Source organism: Streptomyces sp. GQ60, assembly GCF_059758875.1.
Genome location: NZ_JCAXEG010000002.1, coordinates 704,995 through 722,406, shown reverse-complemented (window position 1 = coordinate 722,406; position 17,412 = coordinate 704,995). Strand labels below are relative to the sequence as shown.

15 protein-coding genes and 2 pseudogenes are annotated in these 17,412 nt (G+C 72.0%); 13 read left to right on the top strand and 4 right to left on the bottom strand.

Annotated features, from left to right (window positions below; all coding sequences use genetic code 11):
- From AC6CKD_RS08340 to AC6CKD_RS08325, 4 genes are read left to right on the top strand one after another with little or no spacing between them, the layout of a single operon-like run.
- Complete coding sequence (locus AC6CKD_RS08340; RefSeq protein ID WP_498326173.1) at positions 1-879, top strand: branched-chain amino acid ABC transporter permease; 879 nt, start codon at positions 1-3, stop codon at positions 877-879.
- Positions 876-1,856 carry a branched-chain amino acid ABC transporter permease gene (locus tag AC6CKD_RS08335; RefSeq protein WP_498326171.1) on the top strand — a complete coding sequence of 327 codons (981 nt, stop codon included), beginning with the start codon at positions 876-878 and terminating at the stop codon, positions 1,854-1,856. The genes AC6CKD_RS08340 and AC6CKD_RS08335 overlap by 4 nt, the downstream gene beginning before the upstream one ends.
- Positions 1,853-2,620: an ABC transporter ATP-binding protein gene (locus AC6CKD_RS08330; RefSeq protein ID WP_498326170.1), complete on the top strand. Its 768-nt coding sequence runs from the start codon at positions 1,853-1,855 to the stop codon at positions 2,618-2,620. The genes AC6CKD_RS08335 and AC6CKD_RS08330 overlap by 4 nt, the downstream gene beginning before the upstream one ends.
- Positions 2,617-3,324: an ABC transporter ATP-binding protein gene (locus tag AC6CKD_RS08325; RefSeq protein ID WP_498326169.1), complete on the top strand. Its 708-nt coding sequence runs from the start codon at positions 2,617-2,619 to the stop codon at positions 3,322-3,324. Before AC6CKD_RS08330 ends, AC6CKD_RS08325 begins: the two co-directional genes overlap by 4 nt.
- 381 nt (positions 3,325-3,705) lie before the next feature.
- On the opposite strand, the gene AC6CKD_RS08320 is transcribed toward AC6CKD_RS08325, so the two are convergent.
- Entirely contained in the window at positions 3,706-4,185 is a 480-nt protein-coding gene (locus AC6CKD_RS08320) for a hypothetical protein (RefSeq protein ID WP_498326168.1), read from the bottom strand.
- A 75-nt stretch (positions 4,186-4,260) separates the two neighbouring features.
- Between AC6CKD_RS08320 and AC6CKD_RS08315 the strand changes: the two are divergent.
- From AC6CKD_RS08315 to AC6CKD_RS08300, 4 genes and pseudogenes are all read left to right on the top strand, one after another.
- Positions 4,261-4,539, top strand: a pseudogene (locus AC6CKD_RS08315) (trehalase-like domain-containing protein); the annotation flags it as partial.
- Between the two features lie 362 nt (positions 4,540-4,901).
- On the top strand, positions 4,902-5,585 hold the full coding sequence (locus AC6CKD_RS08310; protein ID WP_498326167.1) for a GAP family protein: 684 nt from the start codon (positions 4,902-4,904) through the stop codon (positions 5,583-5,585).
- 435 nt (positions 5,586-6,020) lie between these two features.
- The gene (locus AC6CKD_RS08305) at positions 6,021-6,509 is read left to right on the top strand and encodes an ion channel (RefSeq protein WP_498326166.1); all 489 of its coding nucleotides are present in this window, start codon (positions 6,021-6,023) and stop codon (positions 6,507-6,509) included.
- 147 nt (positions 6,510-6,656) lie between these two features.
- Positions 6,657-8,087, top strand: a complete 1,431-nt coding sequence (locus AC6CKD_RS08300; RefSeq protein ID WP_498326164.1) for a chloride channel protein — start codon at positions 6,657-6,659, stop codon at positions 8,085-8,087.
- Positions 8,088-8,103: 16 nt separating this feature from the next.
- Here the strand turns inward: AC6CKD_RS08300 and AC6CKD_RS08295 are convergent, their stop codons facing one another.
- Positions 8,104-9,792 carry an SWIM zinc finger family protein gene (locus AC6CKD_RS08295; RefSeq protein WP_498326163.1) on the bottom strand — a complete coding sequence of 563 codons (1,689 nt, stop codon included), beginning with the start codon at positions 9,790-9,792 and terminating at the stop codon, positions 8,104-8,106.
- A 333-nt stretch (positions 9,793-10,125) separates the two neighbouring features.
- On the opposite strand from AC6CKD_RS08295, the gene panD reads away from it, so the two are divergent.
- From panD to AC6CKD_RS08280, 3 genes are read left to right on the top strand one after another with little or no spacing between them, the layout of a single operon-like run.
- Entirely contained in the window at positions 10,126-10,545 is a 420-nt protein-coding gene (gene panD, locus AC6CKD_RS08290; protein WP_498326161.1) for an aspartate 1-decarboxylase, read from the top strand.
- Positions 10,546-10,559: 14 nt separating this feature from the next.
- Positions 10,560-10,922, top strand: coding sequence for a GNAT family N-acetyltransferase (locus AC6CKD_RS08285; RefSeq protein WP_498326160.1), 363 nt, complete (start codon positions 10,560-10,562; stop codon positions 10,920-10,922).
- On the top strand, positions 10,916-11,554 hold the full coding sequence (locus tag AC6CKD_RS08280; RefSeq protein ID WP_498326158.1) for an aspartate/glutamate racemase family protein: 639 nt from the start codon (positions 10,916-10,918) through the stop codon (positions 11,552-11,554). Before AC6CKD_RS08285 ends, AC6CKD_RS08280 begins: the two co-directional genes overlap by 7 nt.
- Positions 11,555-11,849: 295 nt before the next feature.
- On the opposite strand, the gene gnd is transcribed toward AC6CKD_RS08280, so the two are convergent.
- A complete protein-coding gene (gene gnd / locus AC6CKD_RS08275; protein WP_498326157.1) occupies positions 11,850-13,295 on the bottom strand; it encodes an NADP-dependent phosphogluconate dehydrogenase in 1,446 nt (481 codons plus the stop codon).
- 207 nt (positions 13,296-13,502) lie between these two features.
- On the opposite strand from gnd, the gene AC6CKD_RS08270 reads away from it, so the two are divergent.
- Positions 13,503-14,795, top strand: a complete 1,293-nt coding sequence (locus AC6CKD_RS08270) for a transglycosylase family protein (protein WP_498326155.1) — start codon at positions 13,503-13,505, stop codon at positions 14,793-14,795.
- Positions 14,796-14,981: 186 nt separating this feature from the next.
- On the opposite strand, the pseudogene AC6CKD_RS08265 reads toward AC6CKD_RS08270, so the two are convergent.
- Positions 14,982-15,707, bottom strand: a pseudogene (locus AC6CKD_RS08265) (DMT family transporter); the annotation flags it as partial.
- A gap of 200 nt (positions 15,708-15,907) precedes the next feature.
- On the opposite strand from AC6CKD_RS08265, the gene AC6CKD_RS08260 reads away from it, so the two are divergent.
- The gene (locus tag AC6CKD_RS08260) at positions 15,908-17,395 is read left to right on the top strand and encodes an SDR family NAD(P)-dependent oxidoreductase (protein ID WP_498326154.1); all 1,488 of its coding nucleotides are present in this window, start codon (positions 15,908-15,910) and stop codon (positions 17,393-17,395) included.
- The last annotated feature ends 17 nt before the right edge of the window (positions 17,396-17,412 follow it).

The following is a 17,412-nucleotide window of genomic DNA, read 5'->3' as shown; positions in this document are numbered from 1 at the left end:
ATGTCCGGATGGTTGGACGGCAACTTCGTCAGCGTCGTCGACGGGGTCGCCTTCGGTCTGCTGCTGTTCACGATCGCGGTCGGACTCTCCCTGGTCTTCGGCATGATGGACGTGCTCAACCTCGCGCACGGCACGCTCTACCTGGCCGGGGCCTACGTCGCCTACGCGCTGTCCGACGGGAGCCTCTGGGGTCTCCTCCTCGCGCTGCTGGCGGGCGCCCTGGTGGGCACCATGGGCGGGGCGGCGCTGACCTTCCTCACCCAGCCCCTGGCCCGCCGCGGGCACCTGGACCAAGCCGTGCTGACGCTCGGCATCACCTTCATCGTGGCCGACCTCCTCGCCGCGGCCTTCGGCGGAGACGTACTGCCCACGGACCCGCCCACGGCCCTGCGAGGGACGGTCGGCCTCCTCGGCCACGCCTATCCCGTCTACCGGCTGGTGTTCATCGCCGTCGCGGCCGGCCTCGCGCTCCTCGTGTACCTCGTCTTCGAGCGCAGCTCGCTCGGAGCCCTCGTACGGGCCACCGTCGCCGACCGGGACATGGTCCGCGCGCTCGGCATCGACATCCGCAAGGTGCTCTACGGAGTCTTCGCGGCCGGCGCCGCCCTGGCGGCGGTCGGCGGAGTCCTCGGGGCGCCGATCCTCGGCCCCGGGCCGGGCGTCGACGAGACCGTGCTCGTCCTCTCGCTCGTCGTCGTGGTCGTGGGGGGCCTCGGATCGGTGCGCGGCGCACTCGCCGGAGCGCTCCTGATCGGCCAGGTGCAGACGCTCGGGGTTGCCCTGCTCCCGGAGTACGCCCCCTTCCTCCTCTTCGGCACCATGCTGCTCGTCCTCGTGGTCCGCCCGCACGGCCTCCTCCCGTCGGCGGTGCGCGCATGAGCACGTTCGCAACCGCCGGCTCCGCGGCACGCCGGCGGCTGCCGGCCATCGCCGCGGCCGGCGCCCTCGCCCTGGCCCCCTTCGTCCTCGGCCCCTACGCGGTCGGCACGCTGTCGCGCATCCTGGTGTTCGCCCTCCTCGTCCTGAGCGTCAACCTGCTCACCGGTCTGACCGGGATGCCGACCCTCGGCCAGTCCGCCTACTTCGGCGTCGGCGCCTATGCGGCGGCGATCGTGGCGACGCGGATCACCGACATCGGAGTGTTCCAACTCCTCATCGCCGCAGGCGTCTCCGCACTCGTGGCGGTACCGACCGGATGGCTCGCCGTGAGGGCCCGGGGCGTGGTGTTCCTGATGCTCACGCTGGCCATCGGCGAGATCGTCTACAGCGCCGCCGTCAACTGGAAGTCGCTGACCAACGGCACCGACGGGATGTCGGGCATCCCGCCCGTCGTACCGCTGCCCGGCATGCCCGCCCTGGAGCTCGACGGGCTGGTCTACTTCTACGTCCTGGCCGTCTTCCTGCTGCTCTTCGCGGCGGTCTCCCGGCTGGGCTCGACCTCGTTCGCCCTCGCCCTGCGCGGCATCCGCGACAACGAACCCCGCATGCGGGCGATCGGCTACCCCACGCAGCGGTACGCCCTGACCGTCTACTGCGGGGCCGGGGCGCTGGCCGGCGCCGCCGGGGCCCTGTGGGTCTCGGTACAGCGGTTCGTCTCGCCCGGCGACGCCGGCTTCGAGATCGCCGCGCTGGCCCTGCTGGCCGTGGTCATCGGAGGCTCCGGCTCGATGCGGGGGGCGTGCGCCGGCGCCGCGCTCGTCTGGCTCACCCGCGACTACCTCGGGAACCTCGAAGCCGTCGCCGGACGCGGTCCGCTGCTGCTCGGACTGCTCTTCGTCATCGCCGTCTACACGCTGCCCCGAGGACTGGCCGGCGTACGGATCCCGCACAGGCTCACCCGGAAGAGGACGGCATGACAGATCACGATCTACTGGAACTGCGCCGGGCGTCAAGGCACTTCGGCTCCTTCCGAGCCCTCGACGAGGTCGACCTCAGGGTGCGGCCGGGCACCCGGCACGCGATCATCGGCCCGAACGGTGCGGGCAAGTCCACACTGTTCGGCCTGATCTCGGGCACCTTGCCGGCCACCGCCGGAACCATCCTCGTCGACGGCCAGGACGTGACCCGGCTGCCCGTACACTGCCGGGTCGGGCTCGGCGTCGCGGCGACGTTCCAGCACTCCAGTCTCTTCCTGCGCGAGACCGTGCTGGAGAACGTGCTGCTCGCCGTGGTGCGCCGGGCCGCATCCAGGGGCGCATCCCGGGGTGCTTCCCGGGCCGCCGCCCGGGGCGCGGCGATCGCGCAGGCGCACGAACTGCTCGACCGGGTCGGCCTGCCCACCCGGCACGACCTCCCGGCCGCCGAGCTCTCGCACGGCGAGCGGCGCCAGTTGGAGGTCGCCGTGGCGCTGGGGACCGAACCCCGCCTGCTGCTCCTGGACGAACCGGCCGCCGGCATGTCGCCGGCGGAGACGGCGCGGCTCACCGAACTGATCGCCGCCCTGCCGGGGGAGGTGACCGTACTCCTCGTCGAGCACGACCTCGACATGGTCTTCCAACTCGCGGACACGGTCACGGTCATGCACCTCGGCAGACACCTGAAGACGGGCTCCCCGGACGAGGTGCGCGCCTCCGCCGAAGTCCAGACCGCCTACCTCGGCACCATGGAGGCCACCTCGTGAACCCGCTCCTGCGCATCCGCGGGCTGCGCTCCGGCTACGCCGGGGGCATCGTCCTCGGCGGTGTGGACCTGGACCTCGACGCGGGCGGGACCGTCGCCCTCCTCGGCCGGAACGGAGTCGGGAAGACCACCCTCATCTCGACCGTCATGGGGCTCGTCCGCCCCTACGAGGGCAGCGTCGGCCTCGACGGCCGGGAGCTCGCCGGAGCCCGCGTCGACGTGATCGCCCGGGCAGGGGTCGGCGTCGTCCCCCAGGGCCGCAGGGTGTTCGCCCCGCTGACCGTGGACGAACACCTGACGATCGCCTCGCGGCGCCCGGCGCGCGGACCCTGGACCAGGGCCCGCGTCCTCGACCTGCTGCCGCGGTTGGGGGAGCGGCTCGGGCACCGCGGCGACCAGCTCTCCGGAGGGGAACAGCAGATGCTCGCGATCGCCCGGGCCCTGCTGGGCAATCCGCGCCTGCTGCTCCTTGACGAACCGTCCGACGGGCTCGCCCCGGTGATCGTCGCCCACGTGGGCGAGGTGATCCGCGAGGTGAGCGCGCAGGGCATGTCGGTCCTCCTCGTCGAACAGAACCTGACGCTCGCCCTCTCCGCCGCCCGGAGCGTGGCGGTCATGGGGAAGGGACTCATCGTCCACCAGGGGGCCGCCGCGGAATTCGCGTCCCGCCCCGAAGACCTGCGGCGCCTGCTGGGCGTCGACTGACCCCGCGCCCGAGCGGCCCGCCCGGCCGCGGGAGGCCCGGGACGGCAACGGAGTGTCTCGCCGTGGCCGCTTCGGGTAGCGACAGCTGACCGGAGACACGAATCGTTGTTCTGGGCGTTTCTGCAGGTCAGCGCCGTACTGTCAGGGTCCAGGTCAGCAGGTCGTCAGCATCGGTCCCCGATCGTGTCCCGCCGTTGCCAACCTCGAGACGGCAGTGGGGGAACGGCGGCCTTCCTTTGCCGGTGACGCAGTGCTGCGTGTGCACGTTGCACTGTGAAGGTGGAGCAGGCGTCGGAGGAGGGGACGCGTCACAGGGTGAGCTGAACCTGACGCGCGGAACTGCGGCGCCGCATGTCCAATGACGGGGGAGCGGCCTTCATCTCAGTCGTCCTCGGGAAGCCCTATGAGTCTGCCGTCCGAGCCACCCGCCGAGGCGCGCGCACCGGCTCGGACTCGAGCTTCGCGTCCCGGAATCCGGCCGCCCGGCAGGAGGTGCTGGATCCACCACCACAGCAGGGTGCCGCTGACCACCGCGACGAAGAATTCGACGGCCCGGCCGGCACCGAACGCGTTCTGCACAGAGCCCTGGAAGAACAGGGCGACGAGCCAGGCCGGCCACCGGCAGGCGGCAAGCCGCGCCTTCGCCTTCGGCAGGTGCCAGGAGCGCTTGACGAAGACGGCCGGCAGCGCACCGAGGAAGGCCTGAGCAGCCAGCCTGGTGGCACAGTCCGGGACCCGTACGGTCGCGAGCTGCTCCAGGAGCCGGCCCAGCAGCGGGGTGTGCGGCGCATCCAGCCCGGCGCAGTGATGCGGCGCGTACCGGTCCGCGGTTCGGGCACGCGGAGACTCCTCATGGGCCAATATCCGATCCACCTCCACGACAAGGGGCGTCCTGGGTGCGACCCAGGGCGTGCTCCCACCCCTCGTGGAGGGCTGATGCGCCCCTACCCGCCGATCGCCGAGCACGGATTGATCGGGGACCCGCAGACCTGTGCCCTCGTCTCGTCCGAGGGAGTACTCAACTGGTTCTGCTCGCCACGCTTCGACTCGCCCAGCATCTTCGCCGGCCTGCTCGACGGCAGCCGAGGCGTAAACTTCGCCATCACCGCCGACCCCGTTCGCGTCCCTCGGGGCGAACCGCCGGACAACACCGACGTCATCACCCGCCAGCTCTACCTGGCCGACACAGCAATCCTCATCACCCGTTTCCTCACCCATGCGCGACCTCGGCTTCACCGAGGAAGCCCACGCCTTCCGAAGCTGGCTCATCCAGCGGCTGAGGGACGGCGGAGCTCCCAACGGCGAAACCCTGCAGATCATGTACCGGTCGACGGCGACCCGTACTTGAGCGAGGAGGTCCTCGACCGCCTGGAGGGCTGGCCGCCCTCGCTCTCGACAGCGAACTCGATCAGGCTGCGAGCGTTGCCTAGCGCTTGCTCTTTCGAGGGCATGGTTGCACCCCGGACACGAGCGGGGTCACGATGGTCGGATGAGCCTCACTTCTGTGAGAGCGACACCGGCGACGGCTCGGCCCCACCTGCCGTCCGGGAAGATGCGGGGGAGCGGGGTGCGCTGCCATGGTGCTTGACCTGCTTCTCATCGGCTTGGCGATCGCGCTGATCCCGCTGTCCATCATGGCCTTCGTGCTCGTGGTGTCGGCCCCCCGTGGGGTACGGAAGGGCCTGGCGTTCATCCTTGCCTGGGTGGCGTGCCTCGTGGCCGTGATAGCGATCGTCCTTCTCCTCACCGACGGGCAGCCGCCCCCGCCCCGCTCTCCGCCGTCCATCGCGGCACTCGTGGCCACGCTGGTCATCGGTGTCGGCCTGGTCGTGTACGGCGAGTACAGGCGCCGTCGGCGCCGCCGATCGGCCACGGCTCCGGATCCTTCGACAGGGGAGCGGGCCGCGGCTTCAGGGGCGTCCGCATCGTCCCGGGAGGACGACGCCACCGTATGGTCCGCAGCCGCCCTCGGCGTGCTCCTTCAGCCCTGGGGGATGGTTGCCGCTGCTGCCGCCACCGTTGTCCAGGCCGACCTCTCCCACGGCGCGTCGCTCCTGGCCCTCATTGCTTTCTGCCTCTTGGCCACATCCACCCTGCTGGCCATGGAGCTGTACGTGGTGTTCTCGCCCGATAGGGCCCAGCTCTCCCTACTGGGCCTGCGCACGTGGCTGGAGCGCCACAAGGATCCGGCAATCGTCGTGACCTGCCTGTCCCTGGGACTGTGGCTTGTCGGCCGAAGCCTCTACCAACTCAGTGGCTGACATCGGCCCGTACGCCTGACCATGGTGCGCAGGTGCGGAGCCGCGCGGCGGATGCTGCAATGAGAACAGAGCTGTACCGGCCGCCGATACGCGTGCAGAGCCGGCGCAGGGGCACGTATCGCCGAAGTCCGCCGGGGCCGCCGAGCCACACGCAAGGAGTGCTCATGAGCGACGACGTCGAAGACATGGGCCCCGTCGACTACTTGGTCGTCGAGTTCGTTGACGGGAGCTCGCCTTCGACGGAGTGTCGTCCGAACTGCTCGGCCAGGATGCCTTCGGGCGGCCGCGTGTTCGCTACTCACAGTGCGATGGGGCCGGGAAACCGGGCTCACTGCGTGAGCGGCATCCGACCGCTTTCAGCGGCTTCCTCCGCGTCGGCTTGGTCGAGGGCATCGGCGCCTGGTGGCAGGCTCCCTGTTGCGTTCGATAGCCTCGATGGCCGCGCTCATCGTGCTGTACTACCAGGCGCCCCTGGAACGGGGATTCGACGTCTCCCTGGTGGCGCTGCTCATCGTAGGTCTGGCCCTCTTCGGCTGCTTGGCGGCGTGGCAGATCTCTGCCATCGCCCACGCCGCTCATCCCCGGCTGCGCGCCGTCGAAGCCCTCGCCACCGCCGTGCCTCTGTTCCTCCTCGTCTTCTCCACCATCTACATCGTGCTGTCCGAGGAGCAGTCGGCATCGTTCTCCGAGCCTCTGAGCCGTACCGATGCCCTGTACTTCACTGTCACGGTTTTCGCGACCGTAGGTTTCGGTGACATCACCCCCGCAACCACGGCCACCCGCGCCCTGACCGCTGTGCAGATGATCGCCGACCTGATCGTGGTGGGCGTGGTGGCCAAGTTGCTCTTCGGAGCCGTCAGGGTCGGGCTCCGCAGAGGGAGGCAGACGCAGACAGCGCCTCCACCTGGGGATGAACAACGATGAGTCCGGCCCTCCCTCCAGCGGCGAGGCACGCCGGCCGGGCGGATCATCGGGAACGGGGGCTCGACCGGTCGACCCCCATCCGACCGCCGGCGCCGCTTCGGCGGCCACCCTGAGAATTCGGGTCATGGGCAAGGAAGAAGGCCATCCATGACGGAGCCCAGCACACGACCCGCAGACCCCGCCAGGGGGCAGCAGCCGCAGGAGGCGGACCGGCTGCGCGACATACTCCGCGCTCCCGGCTATCTCAAGGTGCTCGCCTTCGCCGCCTTCCTCGGCATCCCGGTCTCCCTGATCGCGTTCTGGTTCCTCGTGGGACTGCACGAACTGGAGCACGTCCTCTGGGCGGACCTTCCGCACAGGCTGGGCTGGGACGCGCCGCCGTGGTGGTGGCCGCTCCCCCTGCTCCTGGTCGCAGGGGCCGTCGTCGGTCTGGTCGCCGCGCATCTGCCCGGCGCCGGCGGGCACGTCCCCGCGTCCGGCCTCCACACCGGCGGGACTTCCCCGGCCACACTGCCGGGCGTCCTGCTTGCCGCGGCCGCGAGCCTGCCCTTCGGCGCCGTTCTGGGACCGGAGGCACCGCTGATCGCCCTGGGTGGCGGCCTGGCCTTGCTCTTCCGTGACCTCACCCGGGCTCCGGCGACCCCGCAGAGCACTGCGTTGCTGGGCGCCGCCGGCGCCGCCGCCGCCATCGCGGCGATCTTCGGCAACCCGCTGATCGCCGCGGTACTCCTGATCGAAGTGGCCGGCCTCGGCGGGCCGCAGCTGTTCGCGGTCATGCTGCCCGCCCTGCTCTCCAGCGGAGTCGGGGCCCTGGTCTTCACCGGCTTCGGACGCTGGACCGGGCTCGAAACCGGCAGCCTCAGTCTCAAGCTGTCCACGCCCTTCCCGCGCCTGGACGCGGCGGACGTGCTGTGGACGATACCCATCGCCATCGCCCTCGCCGTCCTCCTGCACCCCGTCCTGGCGGCGGCCCGACGCCTCGCCGCGTACGTCTCGGGAGCCGTCCTCTCCCGCACCGTCCTGTGCGCCCTGGCAGCCGCCGTATGCGCAGCCCTCTACGCCCTGATCACCGACCGCACCCCCGCAGACGTCGCCCTGTCAGGCCAGACGACCCTGGGCCGGCTGGCCGCCGACCCGCACGCCTGGGGCGTGGGCGCACTGCTCGCAGTCCTGCTGTTCAAGGGGGCCGCTTACACCCTGTGCCTGGGCAGCCTGCGCGGCGGCCCGGTCTTCCCCGCCCTCTTCCTCGGAGCAGCCGCCGGAGTCCTGCTGGCCCCCCTGCCGGGCCTGGGCCTGGTACCGGCCATGGTGGCAGGCATGGCCGCCGCCACGGCCGCCACGCTGCGGCTACCGGTCAGCAGCGTGGTCCTCGTCGTGCTGCTGCTGGGCAGCTCCGCCATGATGCCCATCGCCATCCTCGCGGTGGTGATCGCTTTCGTCACCACCGAACTTCTGCCCGTCGGCACGGCAATGCCGCCCGCACCGGGAGCCGAGCAGCCGGACGCGCACGCAGCCAGCCCCGCAAGGCGTACGAGGGCTCGGCGAGGTCCAAGCCAAGCATCGGAGCACGGCAGGTGAGACGGCGCGGTACCGCTCAGAGTCCGTGCTGGTCGAGCGTCGCCATCAGCTTCCGCTTGCGTTTCTGGTCGGCGCGCAAGGTGGCCAGGTAGGTGGCGAACGCGGCCTCGGTACCCAGCGTGCGGTGGCAGGCGCGGGCGCTGAGCAGCAGTTTCGCCATGCTTTCGTACGTGCTGTCGCCGGTCTGCTTGCGCAGTGGCTCGATCCAGCGCAGGTAGACGGTCAGCGCGTCGGCCGGCTTCTTGTCGCGGATGCGGTCGGCCAGGGCCAGCCACTGCCGCTGGTCGGCGTACCCGTCGGCGGCGGCCTGCCAGGCGGCTTCGAGGTCGGCATCGTCCATGAGCGCGTCGACCAGCACCGAACCGCCGTACCAGCGGCCGGCCTTGGGCGGGGCGGCCGCCTTCAGTACCTCCAGGGCGCCCGCGTGCTCGGAGCCCTCCCAGGCGCCGGCCGCTCGGGCTGCTGTACGCAGCTGCTGGTAGGCCGCCAGGGAGGGGCGGGCCCGCAGCAGGTCCCGGCGGATGGCGGCCACGTCGGCCAGGCGGCCGGCCCGCGCGTGCCGTTCGCAGACGAAGGTGACCAGCTCGTCGTCCGGCCCCCAGGCGGGTTCGGCCTCCCGCAGGCCGCGTTCGGCCCACTCCAGGGCCTCGACGGTGCGGCCCGCGGCCTCCAGCTCCTTGGCGATCACCAGGTGGGTGTGGCCGTTCGGTGTGAGGTCCGCCGCGTGGACCGCGATCAGCGCGTCGACACTGCCGCCGTCAGCCTTCAGGAAGTGCTCCATGAGCGACTTCTCCGCCCACCCCCGGGGGTTGGCCCGCCAGGCGGCCACCACCAGTTCGCGCGCCCGGGCCGTGCCCGGCTCATCCAGTACCTCCCGGTAGTCGAAGAGGTCCATGTCCGTGGCGTCGTTCTCCTCGTCCAGCAGGTGGCGCACCAGCCACTCGGCGGTCTCCACCGGATCGGGGCGGGCGGTCCGGCAGGCCTCCAGATGGACCTCGGCCAGCTCGGTGGCGACGTCTCCGATCAGGCCGTCGGAGTCGTCGATCTCCCCGTACGTCCGGCCGAGAGCCCGGATGGCCTCGCGGGCCACCTCCACCGCGTCCGCCGACCGACCGCTCGCCGTCAGCGCCCGCAGCGCGGTGACCGCCTCCGCTGCCTGCTGCCCGTAGGCGTGGGCGTCGGCGTACTCGACGTAGCCGTAGCGGGCGAAGGGGCGGGTGTCGAGGAGGCTCAGGATGCGCTCCCGGGCGATGGCGGTGTCCTCCCCGGCGGTGGCCGCGCGCAGCTCGAGCCGACGGCGCAGGTCACGATCGTCGGTGAGCTGTTCCCGTACCAGGGCGAGCAGTTCCTCGCGGGTGCGGCTCTCCAGCCAAGTGTCCAGCAGTCGGGTACGCGAGACGGCGGCCGACCGCTGCTGCGGCACGGATTCGGCCTGCCCCAGTACGGTCAGGCCCACCGCCACGCAGTGCTTGCAGAAGTTGCCCTCCTGGCCGTACGGGCAGTCGCACCAGCCGGTGAGCCCGCTGGCCTCGTCCTCGGTCAGCTCGACCTCGTAGGCGTCGCTGCCGTCCACGATTGCGGTGATCGTTTCGTTCCCGACCTCCAGCCGGGACACCGCGGAGAGATAGTCGAGCCCGCGTTCGAAGGAGCGCGCTCCCGCCAGTCGGCGCAGGTCTTCCTCGGCGAAGCCCAGAGTATGTGTCACGGCATTCATTCAACCGGATGCGCACGCCTCACCGCTGGCCTCTGCGGATGACGCCGACCCGAGCCCAGCGCGGCGGGCTGTGGCGAGGTCGGCCCGGGCTAGGCGTCCGGGCCGGTGGCTGCGTAGGCTTGGCCCGGTCGCGTGGGGTGAGGCGGAAGGCGCTTTCGGTTCCTCTGCACTTGCCTGGCGGCGCCTCAGTAAAGTCAGCAACCGGTCAGCATGCGCCCTGAGAAACGGGGCGAGAACTCCCCGAGCGTGCAAGACGTCATTGGGTAAGGAAATGCCCCTGACCTGCAAATGCAGGCGGGGAGCTGATAGCCAGGAGCACCTCTCATGTTGCGTACTCTGTTCAAGTCCAAGATCCACCGGGCCACCGTCACCCAGGCCGACCTGCACTACGTCGGGTCCGTGACCATCGACGCCGATCTCCTCGACGCGGCGGACCTGCTGCCCGGCGAGCTCGTGCACATCGTGGACATCACCAACGGGGCGCGCCTGGAGACGTACGTCATCGAGGGCGAGCGCGGCTCGGGGGTCATCGGGATCAACGGGGCCGCCGCGCACCTCGTGCACCCCGGTGACCTGGTCATCCTCATCAGCTACGCGCAGGTGGACGACGCCGAGGCGCGCGTGTTCGAGCCGCGCGTCGTCCACGTCGACGGCGACAATCGCATCGTCGAGCTGGGTGCGGACCCGTCCGCCCCGGTTCCGGGAACGGACCAGGAGCGCAGCCCCCACGCGGTGGCTGTCTGAGGGGAGTCGGGACGATGTCGCAGACCGGGTCGAGTGGATCGATCAAGATCGTGGACGACCGGGCGGCCGGGCGGCTGCGGGCCGTCGAGGACGGGGCGGTGATCGGCCGCATCGCCTACTTCGTGCTCGCCGAAGCCCCCCACGCCCTGGTGGCGGTCCACACCGTCGTCGAGCCGGGGCACGAGGGACGCGGGATCGCCGGGAACCTGGTGAAGACCTTCTACGGGATCGCGGCCGACGAGGGCGTTCCCGTGGTCCCGCTGTGTCCCTATGCCGCGAGCTGGGCCGCCAAACACCCCGAGCAGGCGCCCGAGGCGCCGGCCGGGGTGGTGGCCGCCGCCAAGGCGCAGCTCGACTCCGACTCCGACCTGTGGTGACGGCGGCCGCGCCGGGCCGCCTGACCCTGCTGCACACCTCACCCGTGCACGTCCCGGTCTTCGACGCCCTGCGCGACCGGCACCACCCGGGCGCCGTCCTGCGTCACCTGGTGGTTCCGGAGCTGCTGGAACGCGCCCGCGAGCTGGGACCCGCGTCGCAGGCCCCGGCCGTGCGCGAGCTGCTGGCCGGCTCCGCGGGGCCCGTCCTGGTCACCTGCTCCTCGATCGGGGCCGTCGCCGAGTCGCTGGCCGGTGAGCTGGGCGTCCCGGTGCTCCGCGTCGACCGCCCGCTGGCGGCCGCCGCGGTCCGTACCGGGCCGCGGATCCTCGTACTGGCCACCGTGGAGTCGACGCTGGCCCCGACGGCGGAGCTGCTGGCGGAGGAGTCCGGGAGGGCCGGCCGGCCGGTGTCGGTCCGTACCCGGGTGGTCGAGGGGGCCTGGGACCGTTTCGCGGCGGGCGACGCGGCCGGCTGCCTCGGGTTCGTGGCCGCCGCGGCGGACGCGGCCGCCGACGTGGACGCCATCGTCCTCGCCCAGGTCTCCATGGCGGGCGCGCAGGCCCTGGTCACCACCGCCGTGCCGGTCCTGTCCAGCCCCGCGTCCGGGCTCGCGGCGGCCCTGGGGGAGTAGGGCGGGTCTTCCGGGCCGGGCCCTGCCTGAACCGAACGACCCGCCTGCCCGGCGGGCGCCGGAACCGGGACCGGGGGAGGCTGGAGGTATGACACAGCCTCCCGTCCCTGACCCGGCCCCGCTGCCCGATCCGTTCCCCGATCCGGCGCCGCTGCCCCGGCCCGAGCCGCCGACACCGGGGCCGGTGCCCGAACCCGACCCGGTGCCGCCGCCGCCCGGACCCGCGCCGCCGCCCGCGCCGGAGCCGCTGAGCTGAAGCCGCTGAGCTGAAGCGGAGCCGAGCCGGTCCGCCGCGTCAGTCCGTACGGACTTCGGAGCGGTCGCCGCTCCACAGCGTGTGGTACGAGCCCGCGCGGTCGGTGCGCCGGTAGGTGTGCGCTCCGAAGAAGTCGCGCTGGCCCTGGGTCAGGGCAGCCGGGAGCCGCTCCGAGCGCAGGGCGTCGTAGTACGCCAGCGAGGCCGCGAAGGCCGGTACCGGAATGCCCCGGCGGACCGCCGCCACCAGCACCTCGCGCCAGTCGTGCTGCGCCGCGCCGATCTCGTCGGCGAACCCGGCGTCGGCGAGCAGGCTCGGCAGCTCCGGCCGGGCGTCGTACGCGGTGCGGATCCGGTCCAGGAACGCGGCCCGGATGATGCAGCCCCCGCGCCACAGCGAGGCCACGGCCCCCGGGTCCACGCCCCAGCCGTACTCCTCGCTGCCCGCCTGGATCTGGTGGAAGCCCTGCGTGTAAGAGACGATCTTCGAGGCGTACAGGGCCTGCTCCACCTGGGCGGCGAACGCGTCAGCGGCCTCGCCGGCCAGCGGCTCGGCCTTCGGGCCCGCCAGCCCCCGCGCGGCGGTACGCAGCTCGCCGTGGCCCGAAACCGCGCGGGCGAAGACCGCCTCCGCGATCCCGGACACCGGCACGCCCAGGTCGAGGGCGATCTGCACGGTCCACCGGCCGGTGCCCTTCTGCTCGGCGGCGTCGGCGACCACGTCCACGAACGGCCGACCGGTCGCGGCATCCGTGTGCGCGAGCACCTCGGCGGTGATCTCGATCAGGTACGAGTCCAGCCGGCCCTCGTTCCAGGACTGGAAGGTCTCGGCGATCTTCGCGGGGGAGTAGCCGGCCACCTCGCGCAGCAGGTGGTAGGCCTCCGCGATGAGCTGCATGTCGGCGTACTCGATGCCGTTGTGCACCATCTTCACGAAGTGCCCGGCACCGTCGGGGCCCACGTGCGACGTGCAGGGAGTGCCGTCGGCGGCCTTGGCGGAGATCTTCTCCAGCAGCGGGCCGAGCGAGGCGTACGACTCCTCGGATCCGCCGGGCATGATGCTCGGACCGAGCAGCGCGCCCTCCTCGCCGCCCGAGATGCCGACGCCCGCGAAGTGCAGGCCCTGCTCGCGCAGCTCCCTCTCGCGGCGGCGGGTGTCCTCGAAGTGGGCGTTCCCGCCGTCGATGATCACGTCGCCCGGCTCCAGCAGCGGGGCGAACTCGCGGATCACCGCGTCGGTCGGCTCACCGGCCTTCACCATGACGATCAGACGGCGCGGGCGCTCCAGCGCGTCCACGAACTCCTTCGCGGACCCGGCGGCCACGAAGGAGCCCTCGTGTCCGAACTCCTCGACGAGGGCCGTGGTCTTGGCGGTCGTGCGGTTGTGGACGGCGACGGTGAATCCGTTGCGGGCGAAGTTGCGGGCGAGGTTGCTGCCCATCACCGCCAGTCCGGTGACACCGATCTGGGCCGTGCTGCTGGTCATGTGAGTGCGCTCCTGAGTGCGTCGGCAGTGCATTCGATGTGCGGCGGAATGCGGGAACACCGACGCTACCCCGGTGGAGATCCTTACCGGTGTCCTACATTCGGCGGGAAATCAACTTCCGCTGGAACGCGTCTTGTTGTGCGCCTTGTCATGCTCCGGCCGTGGCGTTAGGTTGCGGGGTTCCTGATGTCTTCGATGGGGGCTCCCATGGGTGTACGGGGCCGGCACCGCCGGTATCAGCCGAGCAGCATCAACCGTGCCTCGCTCGTCGTCACCGCCGGCGGAGCCGGCATAGCGCTGCCCCTGATGGGCGCGGGTGCGGCACACGCGGCCTCGGTGGACACCTGGAACAAGGTCGCCGCCTGCGAGTCCACGAGCAACTGGCACGTCAACACCGGCAACGGCTACTACGGCGGGCTCCAGTTCAGCCAGAGCACCTGGCGCGCCTTCGGCGGCACCGCGTACGCCGCCCGCGCCGATCTGGCCACCAGGGCACAGCAGATCGCCGTGGCGGAGAAGGTGCTGAAGGGCCAGGGGCCGCAGGCCTGGCCGGTCTGCGGGAAGCAGGCCGGACTCAGCCGCAGCGGCCCGGCGCCCGCTCTCGGCACGCAGGGCAAGGCGGCGGGCCCCGCGAAGGCGGCGGCTCCGAAGACCGCGGCGCAGGCGGCCCCCGCGGCCGCTCCGAAGGCGGCTCCGCAGGCCGCTCCACAGGGCACGACGCCCCGGCCGACCGGGACTTCCGTCCTGCCCAGCCCCTACGTCGTGGCACCCGGGGACTCGCTGTCGGCGATCGCCACCGAGCAGCAGGTCGAGGGCGGCTGGCAGTCCCTGTACGCGACCAACCGGGCCGTCGTGGGCGGCGATCCGGACCTGATCTTCCCCGGGCAGCGGCTCACCCTGCGCGTCACGGCCGCGCCGCCCGCGCCGAATCCGGAGAAGCCCCCGCGCACGGCCGAACCCGTGCAGCCCGTGGAACCGGCGAAGCCCGTCGAGCAGGCCGGCAAGAAGCCGGCCGAGAAGCCCGCCGAGAAGCCGGCCGAGAAGCCCGCCGAGAAGCCGGCCGAGAAGCCCGCGGAAAAGCCGCGACCCCCCTCCGGAGCCTTCAGCGCCCCGGTCGCCGCGGGCCTCGGCACCGCCTACCACGTCGCGGGTTCGTCCTGGTCCAGCGGCTACCACACCGGCGTCGACTTCCCGGTGGCCACCGGCACCGCGGTCAAGGCCGTCAGCAGCGGGCAGGTCGTCTCAGCGGGCTGGGCCGGTGCGTACGGGTACCAGGTCGTCATCCGGCACACCGACGGCCGGTACTCCCAGTACGCGCACCTCTCGGCGCTCTCGGTCAAAGCCGGTTCGGCGGTCTCCGGCGGGCAGCGGATCGGCCGCTCCGGCTCGACCGGCAACTCGACCGGGCCGCACCTGCACTTCGAGGTGCGCACGGGACCCGGCTACGGCACCGACATCGACCCGCTGAAGTACCTGAGGGCCCACGGCGTCGCCATCTGAAGCCGGGGCCGGGGCTGAAGCCGGGGTCGGGGCCGAGGTCCCGGCCCCGGCCGGTGCCGGTCCCGACGGTACGCGCACGTGCCCGTCCCGGGGCGCGACGGTGAGCAGGACCAGTCCGGTCGCCGCTGCCGCCGCGCTCACCAGTGCCGCGGCGGCGCCGGCCGCCCCGTAGCGGAATCCCTCGTCGAACAGCGCGATGCCGACAGCCGCCGCGACCACCGGGTTGGCCACCGTCACGGTGGCCAGCGGCGCGGTCAGCCCGGCGCCGCGGTAGGCGGCCTGCGACAGCAGCAGTCCGGTGGCGGCGAGCGCGGCGATCGCGGTCAGTTCCGGCCACAGGGTGACCAGCGCGTCCGGGGCGAAGCTCTCGGCCACCGACTTCGTGAACACCGAGGCCATCCCGAAGGCGGCCCCGGCCGCCGTGGCCAGCAGCACGCTGTGCGCGACGACCCGCCGCACCCGGCGCGCAGCCAGGAACAGCACGCACACCAGGGCGCCGGTCGCCGCCAGGAGCAGGCTCTGCTCCCCGCCCGACAGCGACTGCTCGGCCCGCCCGCCGCCGCCCGTCAGGGCCAGCAGCCCGGCCAGCCCGGCCGTGGCCAGGACGGCCCCGCGCCAGGCGGCGGCTCCGGCCCGGCGCCGTACGAACACGGCCGCCATCGGCAGCGCGAACACGATGGTGAGAGCACCGAGCGGCTGCACCAGGCTCAGCGGCCCGTAGGCCAGCGCCACCACGTGCAGCAGGGCGCCCAGGCCGTTCAGCGCGATCGCGGCGTACCAGGCGGGCCGGCGCACCGGGGCGTACGGCCCGTCCGTCGTGACGGACGCGACCCGCTCCTGCACGATCGCTCCGGCCGCATACGCCACGGCGGAGACCAGGCACAGCAGGACCGAAAAAGCCAGGGCACTCATAAAAGTCACAATGCCCGAGTCCGGAGAGCTATTCCTCCCCCTAGAGGCGGGGACGAGTACCTCCTTGGGTGTACTCCGAACGCAGTAGCCGCGAGCGCGGGAGTGCGTTTGTCTTCCCGCGTGGGGGATCCGTACACTAGCCCTTTTGGGGACTTCCGCATCCGGCGGACGCGGACGACTGATCAAGGAACGCAGCGGGTATGACGGTGACCGAAGACAGCCAGGAGCAGGTCCACGCCTTCGGGCCCGGCATCGACCCCGACCGCCTGGCCCTCTGTCTGAGCGTGCTCGACGAGCTCGACAAGCTCGACGTCGACCACCCGGACGCGATCACCGTGCGCCGCGCCACCGCCGGTCTCTACCGGACGGTCAAGCAGCGCCGCCGCCAGGACCGGCGCGCCGCGAAGACCGCCAACGACAAGGCCGTCACCGAGGCGACCGCGACCGGCTCCGCCGAGCGCATCGACGACGAGACCGAGGGCCTGCTGCCCTCCTCGGTCACCGAGACCGGCCGGATCGCCGGGATCCTCGAGCGCCCGCGCTCCTGCTACGTCTGCAAGACGCGGTACGTCGAGGTCGACTACTTCTACCACCAGCTCTGCCCGAGCTGCGCCGTCGAGAACCGGGCCAAGCGGGAAGCCCGTGCCGACCTCACCGGCAAGCGCGCGCTGCTCACCGGCGGCCGGGCCAAGATCGGCATGTACATCGCGCTGCGGCTGCTGCGCGACGGCGCGCACACCACGATCACCACCCGCTTCCCCAAGGACGCCATCCGCCGCTTCAAGGCGATGGAGGACTCTGCGGAATGGATGCACCGCCTGGAGGTCGTGGGCATCGACCTGCGCGACCCGGCCCAGTCCGTGGCGCTCGCCGACCAGGTGGCCGCGAGCGGTCCGCTCGACATCCTGATCAACAATGCGACGCAGACCGTGCGCCGCCTGCCGTCCGCGTACGCGGCGCTGGTCGAGGGGGAGAGCGCCCCGCTGCCGGCCGGCGAGCTCCCCGCCCACCACGTCATCGGCGCCTTCAACTCCGGCGCGGTCGACGGCCTGGCGGCGCTGCCCGTCGGCGTGAGCGGGCTCGAGGCGCAGAAGGTCGCCGATCTCGCACTGGTCGCGGGCAACGCCAGCCTGGAGCGGCACCTCGCCGGTACCGCGATCGACGCGGGCGGCCTGCTGCCCGACGTCGTCGACAGCAACACCTGGGTGCAGACGATCGACCAGATCTCCCCGGTGGAGCTGCTCGAAACCCAGCTGTGCAACTACACGTCGCCGTTCATCCTGATCAGCGCGCTCCGGCCGGCCATGGCCGAGGCCGCCCGAAAGGCGGCCGGCGGGCGGGCGTACGTCGTGAACGTCTCGGCGATGGAGGGCGTCTTCAGCCGCGGCTACAAGGGTGCGGGGCACCCGAACACCAACGCCGCCAAGGCCGCGATGAACATGGTGACGCGGACCAGCGGCCACGAGATGTTCCAGACCGACCGGATCCTGATGACCTCGGTCGACACCGGCTGGATCACGGACGAGCGCCCGCACTTCGACAAGCTGCGCCTCGCCGAGGAGGGCTTCCACGCCCCCCTCGACCTGGTCGACGGCGCGGCCCGGGTCTACGACCCGATCGTCCGCGGCGAGCTCGGCGAGGACCTGTACGGCGTCTTCCTCAAGGACTACGCGCCCGCCAACTGGTAGGCAGCACCTCCCGCGTC

What these genes read in the sequence shown, in the direction of transcription:
- AC6CKD_RS08330 (WP_498326170.1), top strand. Translation starts at nt 1,853, where the DNA reads ATGACAGATCACGATCTACTGGAACTGCGCCGGGCGTCAAGGCACTTC.
- AC6CKD_RS08260 (WP_498326154.1), top strand. Translation starts at nt 15,908, where the DNA reads ATGACGGTGACCGAAGACAGCCAGGAGCAGGTCCACGCCTTCGGGCCC.
- AC6CKD_RS08285 (WP_498326160.1), top strand. Translation starts at nt 10,560, where the DNA reads ATGTCGCAGACCGGGTCGAGTGGATCGATCAAGATCGTGGACGACCGG.
- AC6CKD_RS08340 (WP_498326173.1), top strand. Translation starts at nt 1, where the DNA reads ATGTCCGGATGGTTGGACGGCAACTTCGTCAGCGTCGTCGACGGGGTC.
- AC6CKD_RS08300 (WP_498326164.1), top strand. Translation starts at nt 6,657, where the DNA reads ATGACGGAGCCCAGCACACGACCCGCAGACCCCGCCAGGGGGCAGCAG.
- AC6CKD_RS08270 (WP_498326155.1), top strand. Translation starts at nt 13,503, where the DNA reads ATGGGTGTACGGGGCCGGCACCGCCGGTATCAGCCGAGCAGCATCAAC.
- AC6CKD_RS08310 (WP_498326167.1), top strand. Translation starts at nt 4,902, where the DNA reads ATGGTGCTTGACCTGCTTCTCATCGGCTTGGCGATCGCGCTGATCCCG.
- AC6CKD_RS08335 (WP_498326171.1), top strand. Translation starts at nt 876, where the DNA reads ATGAGCACGTTCGCAACCGCCGGCTCCGCGGCACGCCGGCGGCTGCCG.
- gnd (WP_498326157.1), bottom strand. Translation starts at nt 13,295, where the DNA reads ATGACCAGCAGCACGGCCCAGATCGGTGTCACCGGACTGGCGGTGATG.
- panD (WP_498326161.1), top strand. Translation starts at nt 10,126, where the DNA reads ATGTTGCGTACTCTGTTCAAGTCCAAGATCCACCGGGCCACCGTCACC.
- AC6CKD_RS08305 (WP_498326166.1), top strand. Translation starts at nt 6,021, where the DNA reads ATGGCCGCGCTCATCGTGCTGTACTACCAGGCGCCCCTGGAACGGGGA.